Below are 5,855 nucleotides of genomic sequence, written 5' to 3'. Positions count from 1 at the left end.
AATGTGTTATTTTTTATGGAAAAAAATAGACCATGCCGTCGTATTTTGAAAGCATCTAACGAAGCATAAAGGACTTTGAAACCCGCCAGAATGGAGTCTCTCAGGTATTCCACTTCTGTGTTACATCAATGTGCCTTGAATTGAAAAAACTGAGAGACTCTGAACTGACCAGATATTTAATGGGATTGGTATAATAGCGTTGAGAATGCTTTTAATCAGCATGTTTACTATGGTATCGCTCTAGTATCGCAAATACACCAAATAATAAAATGGCACCATAATGTGCGCTTTTTTTATTTTTACAAGACAAGATGATACCAGTCAGCAATGCCATTAAAATATGGATGACCGCAGTAATACTAGCAAGTAAGTTGAGGGGCTCAGATACTTCTGGAGTAAAGACAAATAAACCATAAGTCACTACACACCACATTGATAAGGTTGCTGTTTTACCTATTAGCACAATTTCATTTATATCCATGGGCATTTATTAGTCAACTGATGAGGCTGTATCATTGGGTTGATATTGATAAAGTCGATAACAAACTTGACCCGCGTGTTTTTCTTTTAGGGCAACCCAGGTCGCAGGAACGTGAAACGCGCTTATTTCTGACTCGGTTTCAACATAAATCAGTGCATTGGCGTTTAACCACTGATGTTGCATAAGCAGGTCAATTGTCTTATTGGCGAGATCTTTACGAAAAGGGGGGTCGATAAAGACAATATCAAACCCACTAGGCGCCCCTTTCGCCAGCTCTTGCAAACTGTCGGCGTTAATTACCTGGGCGTTTTGACATTGTAAGGTGGCCAAATTTTGTGTTAATTGATGAGCTGCATTTTTTTGCAGTTCAATCATGGTGGCAAAGCTGGCATAGCGAGATAATGCCTCAAGGCCTAATGCGCCACTGCCTGCGAAGCAATCTAACACTCTTGCTCCGCGAATATCATTGGCAAGCCAATTAAATAAGGTCTCGCGAACGCGATCTGTTGTGGGGCGTAAGCCTTCAAGATCATGGATTGGCAGCTTACGAGAGCGCCATTGACCAGAAATAATCCGCACCTGACCGCTGCTGGTGTTTTTTTTAGCCATCTCACCCTCGTGATTTGCCTGAACAAAGAAAAAAGAAAGTGGTAGACTATGCCACAATCTGAACTGTCGTTATTTTATATCAAACTTGTGATTAAATGTGAGTATTCATCATTTTACTGGCGAGTGATTCAACAAACGGCTTCAACTGAATTTTTAAGCATATAAATATTGGTAGCAAACATGGCAAAGAAAGGTTTTTTCTCTTGGTTTCGTAAAGATAAGCCCGTCCCTGAAGTTGAAGAACAGCAACTACAAGTTGATATCGATGCAGAGCGTGAAGTCGAAGCTGAGCAAGTAAACGTCGAGCAAGTTAATACAGATAAGCTAACCGAAGAGCAGCTTAAACAGACGCAAGCTGAAGAAGCCGCTTATATTGAGCAAGAGCGTTTGGCTGTTGAACGGGAAGCGCAAGATAATATCGATCAACAAAGGTTGGTAGCAGAGAAGCTGGCAGCGGATCAATTAGCTGCAGAGCAGTTGGCACTTGAGCAACAGGCTGCAGAACTGGCTCGCCTTGAAACAGAAAAATTAGCGGCAGAACAAGTAAAACGGCAACAAGCTGAAGAAGCCGATCGCCTTGAGCAAGACCGCTTAGAAGCGGAACAAGTTGAACAAGCGCGTATTGATGCAGAAGTGTTAGCCGATGAGGCATTAGCTGCAGAAATGCAGGCTGTTGAGCCATTAACGGAACAACAGGCTCCAATAGAGCACATCGCGTTAGAAAAGCAAGATGAGCCTCAAGCTAAACCGCAAAAAGAAGGTATGTTTGCCCGCTTAAAGCGTGGCTTAATGCGTACCAGTGAGAATATTGGATCTGGTTTTATTGGTTTATTCAGCGGTAAAAAAATTGATGATGAACTATTTGAAGAGCTCGAAGAACAGTTACTCATTGCCGATGTTGGCGTAGAAACCACGACCAAACTGATCAAAAGTTTAACCGAACATGCATCACGCAAGCAGCTCAAAAATGCTGAAGCACTTTATGATTTAATGCGTGAAGAAATGCAAAAAATGCTCGATCCAGTTGCCGTGCCTTTGATTCCCGATAATGCAAATGGCCCATTTGTTATTTTAATGGTCGGCGTGAACGGTGTCGGTAAAACAACCACCATTGGCAAATTGGCAAAACAATACCAAAGCCAAGGTAAATCTGTCATGTTAGCTGCGGGTGATACCTTCCGCGCGGCAGCAGTTGAGCAGTTACAAGTTTGGGGGCAGCGCAACAATATTCCGGTCGTAGCACAACATACAGGTGCAGACAGCGCTTCGGTATTGTTTGATGCCTTGCAAGCCGCCAAAGCACGCAAGGTTGATGTATTGATTGCTGATACTGCAGGACGTCTACAAAATAAAAGTCACCTAATGGAAGAGTTAAAGAAAGTGGTGCGAGTGATGAAAAAACTCGATCCAGATACCCCTCACGAAGTCATGTTAACCTTAGATGCCAGCACGGGGCAAAATGCCATTAGCCAAGCACAACTTTTCCAAGAGGCCGTAGGCGTTACAGGTATTACCATTAGTAAGTTAGATGGGACAGCAAAAGGTGGGGTCATTTTTGCGATTGCCGATAAGTTTACTATTCCTATTCGTCATATCGGTGTAGGGGAGCAAATTGATGATTTGCGTACCTTTAACGCTAATGACTTTATTGAAGCATTATTTAGCCAGGATAAAACGGACCAATAATTTATGATCCAATTTGAGCAGGTCAGTAAAGTCTATTCAGGGGGCCAAAAGGCGCTTATGGATGTCAATTTTCATCTACGACAAGGTGAAATGGCCTTTCTTACCGGCCATTCTGGTGCGGGTAAAAGTACCTTGCTCAAGCTTATTACCGTTATTGAACGTGCCACAGCGGGTAAAGTGTCTATTAATGGACACGATATTGCCAGCGTAGGGCCAAAACATGTGCCGTATTTACGTCGTAATATTGGGATGATTTTTCAAAACCATCATTTATTGATGGATAAAACCGTATTTGACAATGTTGCTCTACCGTTAGTGATTGAAGGTTTCACTCATGGTGAAATTCGTAAACGGGTTGCTGGTGCGCTTGATATGGTGGGCTTATACGGTAAAGAGCGCCATTTGCCGATAATGCTTTCAGGTGGAGAACAACAACGCGTCGGTATTGCCCGTGCCATTGTTAACAAACCACCGTTGTTGTTAGCCGATGAACCAACCGGTAACTTAGATCCAAAATTATCGATGGATATTTTGCGGTTATTTGAAGCCTTTAATGACTCAGGAACCAGCGTGCTAATAGCCACCCATGATTTAGGCCTAATTGCACGGATGAAATATCGTACCTTTACCCTGCGCGAAGGGCGCATGCTCGGTGGCGAAAGCACTTCGCCAGCAAGGGAGAATATACGATGAGCAAAAAACCTCGGATTACACAAAGTAAATTACCGCTAAGCGGCCGCATAGTGATGTTTTTTATTCGCCATGTGCAACAAGGCATGTCGAGTATGGGTGAGCTTTGGCGTAGTCCTATTTCATCTATTATGACCATGGCTGTATTAGGGGTAAGTCTTAGTTTACCCGCAGCCTTGCAGGTACTTGTTAAAAATGCCGAAAATATCACTCAGTCTTGGAACAATGCTGCTGAAATTTCGTTATTTATTAATAAAGGCCGCAGTGAGCAATCTATCCAAAGTTTATTGTCGCGTATTAAAGCCTTCCGTGAAGTTGAATCTGTGACATATATCAGTCGAGATCAAGCCTTAGAAGAATTTCAGCGTTTATCGGGTTTTGGCGAGGCATTGTCATATTTAGATGATAATCCTTTACCCGCAGTGGTGACGGTAACACCTTCAATTAAATATTCTAGCTCAACAGGGGCGCGAGAGTTACTGACTAAATTAGAACGTGAACCAGAGGTTAACTTTGGTCGTTTAGATATTGAATGGTTAGAACGTCTGCAAGCATTGCTTAAGATGCTGGAAAAAACCGTGCTTGCGATTGCCGCCTTGCTGGTTCTCGCCGTGGTACTCGTGATAGGCAATACCATCCGTTTGGCGATTATGAACCGCCGAACAGAAATCGAGGTGATGAAATTAGTCGGAGCAACCGAAGCCTTTATTCAGCGGCCATTTTTATATACAGGTATTTGGTATGGCGTGATCGGCGGTATTTTAGCTTGGTTAATTATTAATGTCTTAGTCTGGTATCTCGACGGTGCCTTAGCGGAGTTGTTGGGATTATATGGCAGTGAACTTAGCATTCAATCATTAACATTTGCTGAGTTGATTAAGCTGGTGTTACTGGCTTCGTTCTTAGGTTGGCTGGGGTCGTATTTATCTGTACGACAACATTTACGTAATATTGAACCGTCATAATCACAGGCGTATAATAATGGTGAGTAAAATGAACGTTTGTTCACTTGCATTGTGTTTAGTGAGCAGTAAGAATGTTTACAGAGCCGAACCTTATTTGACATATGATGTCATATAGTTGATAGTTCATCAGCTAAACGAAACGAGTCTTTTTATATTGTGAACCGAAAAGGCAATTTATCGTATTAGTTAGCTGAAATAGTTTTTTTGAATGTAGTAGGAGAGCGAATGACTTATCAAACGCAATCAATGGCGCTGGCTGTTCCACATAACACTAGCAGTCTAGAAGCGTACATCCAATCAGTGACCAGCATCGATATGTTGGACGCCGATACCGAGTACGACATTGCAAAGCGTTTACAAGAAACAGGCGATCTACATGCTGCAAAGCAATTAATTATGTCGCATCTTCGTTTTGTAGTGCATGTTGCCAAAGGTTACTCAGGATACGGTTTACCACAAGCAGATCTTATCCAAGAAGGGAATGTTGGCTTGATGAAAGCTGTTAAGCGCTTCGACCCCGATGTAGGTGTCCGCCTTGTGTCTTTTGCCGTGCATTGGATTAAAGCTGAAATCCATGAGTACGTGTTGAAAAACTGGCGTATCGTGAAAGTAGCGACCACTAAAGCCCAACGTAAGTTATTCTTTAATATCCGTAAGTCTAAAAAGCGTTTAGGTTGGTTTAGTGATGCTGAAGTTACAATGGTTGCAGAGAATCTAGGTGTATCGAAAGCTGACGTGACCGAAATGGAATCACGCATGGCAGCGCAAGATCCTGCATTTGATCTGGCTAGCGACAATGATGACGACCATCAAGACTTTGCACCTGCATTATATTTAGAAGATCATTCTTCTGATGTAGCGGAGCAAGTTGAAAAAGCAAACTTTGAAGCCGATTCTCAGGCGCGTTTATTATCAGCCATTAAAACCTTAGATGAACGTAGTCAGCATATATTACGTGCACGTTGGTTGGATGATAATAAAACTACTTTGCAAGAGCTGGCATCCGCTTACCAGGTATCCGCTGAGCGAATTAGACAGTTAGAAAAAAATGCCATGAATAAGCTTAAAGCGTGTATGGAATAAGCCCTAACCTCTAGTAAGCTCGAAAAATTAAAACCTGCCACTGGCAGGTTTTTTTATGGCTAATAGCAATCCTATTAAATATGTGATCTTTCAGCGGGAGTTCAACGTGCTGTAGGCAAGGCAGATGATTGAAGCGAATAATGATCCTCGGTAACAAGCTTCTGCGTTACTCTACCTCCAGTATCTGACCGCCATGGATGGTGGGAATGTGTTATTTTTATGGAAAAAAATAGACCATGCAGTCGTATTTTGAAAGCATCTAACGAAGCATAAAGGACTTTGAAACCCGCCAGAATGGAGTCTCTCAGGTATTCCACTTCTGTGTTACATCGATTTAAAAG

The 5,855-nt window shown here is 42.4% G+C and carries 6 protein-coding genes; 4 read left to right on the top strand and 2 right to left on the bottom strand.

Annotated features, from left to right (window positions below; translation table 11 throughout):
• Window positions 1-211: 211 nt before the first annotated feature.
• Together ACWXWT_RS19595 and rsmD are read right to left on the bottom strand one after the other, a co-directional pair.
• Window positions 212-481 carry a hypothetical protein gene (locus ACWXWT_RS19595; RefSeq protein ID WP_456043250.1) on the bottom strand — a complete coding sequence of 90 codons (270 nt, stop codon included), beginning with the start codon at window positions 479-481 and terminating at the stop codon, window positions 212-214.
• Between the two features lie 9 nt (window positions 482-490).
• Complete coding sequence (gene rsmD / locus ACWXWT_RS19590; RefSeq protein WP_456043249.1) at window positions 491-1,090, bottom strand: 16S rRNA (guanine(966)-N(2))-methyltransferase RsmD; 600 nt, start codon at window positions 1,088-1,090, stop codon at window positions 491-493.
• Window positions 1,091-1,270: 180 nt separating this feature from the next.
• On the opposite strand from rsmD, the gene ftsY reads away from it, so the two are divergent.
• The 4 genes from ftsY to rpoH all read left to right on the top strand — a co-directional run bounded on the left by ftsY (window position 1,271) and on the right by rpoH (window position 5,514).
• Window positions 1,271-2,776 carry a signal recognition particle-docking protein FtsY gene (ftsY, locus tag ACWXWT_RS19585; RefSeq protein ID WP_456043248.1) on the top strand — a complete coding sequence of 502 codons (1,506 nt, stop codon included), beginning with the start codon at window positions 1,271-1,273 and terminating at the stop codon, window positions 2,774-2,776.
• Window positions 2,777-2,779: 3 nt separating this feature from the next.
• The gene (ftsE, locus tag ACWXWT_RS19580) at window positions 2,780-3,469 is read left to right on the top strand and encodes a cell division ATP-binding protein FtsE (protein ID WP_456043247.1); all 690 of its coding nucleotides are present in this window, start codon (window positions 2,780-2,782) and stop codon (window positions 3,467-3,469) included.
• Window positions 3,466-4,431 carry a permease-like cell division protein FtsX gene (gene ftsX, locus ACWXWT_RS19575; protein WP_456043246.1) on the top strand — a complete coding sequence of 322 codons (966 nt, stop codon included), beginning with the start codon at window positions 3,466-3,468 and terminating at the stop codon, window positions 4,429-4,431. Before ftsE ends, ftsX begins: the two co-directional genes overlap by 4 nt.
• Before the next feature lie 225 nt (window positions 4,432-4,656).
• Window positions 4,657-5,514, top strand: a complete 858-nt coding sequence (rpoH, locus tag ACWXWT_RS19570; protein ID WP_456043245.1) for an RNA polymerase sigma factor RpoH — start codon at window positions 4,657-4,659, stop codon at window positions 5,512-5,514.
• Window positions 5,515-5,855 lie beyond the last annotated feature (341 nt).

The organism is Shewanella sp. A22 (genome assembly GCF_053850585.1).
This window is presented reverse-complemented; position numbering and strand designations above follow the sequence as displayed.

What these genes read in the sequence shown, in the direction of transcription:
- rpoH (WP_456043245.1), top strand. Translation starts at nt 4,657, where the DNA reads ATGACTTATCAAACGCAATCAATGGCGCTGGCTGTTCCACATAACACT.
- ftsY (WP_456043248.1), top strand. Translation starts at nt 1,271, where the DNA reads ATGGCAAAGAAAGGTTTTTTCTCTTGGTTTCGTAAAGATAAGCCCGTC.
- ftsE (WP_456043247.1), top strand. Translation starts at nt 2,780, where the DNA reads ATGATCCAATTTGAGCAGGTCAGTAAAGTCTATTCAGGGGGCCAAAAG.
- ACWXWT_RS19595 (WP_456043250.1), bottom strand. Translation starts at nt 481, where the DNA reads ATGGATATAAATGAAATTGTGCTAATAGGTAAAACAGCAACCTTATCA.
- ftsX (WP_456043246.1), top strand. Translation starts at nt 3,466, where the DNA reads ATGAGCAAAAAACCTCGGATTACACAAAGTAAATTACCGCTAAGCGGC.
- rsmD (WP_456043249.1), bottom strand. Translation starts at nt 1,090, where the DNA reads ATGGCTAAAAAAAACACCAGCAGCGGTCAGGTGCGGATTATTTCTGGT.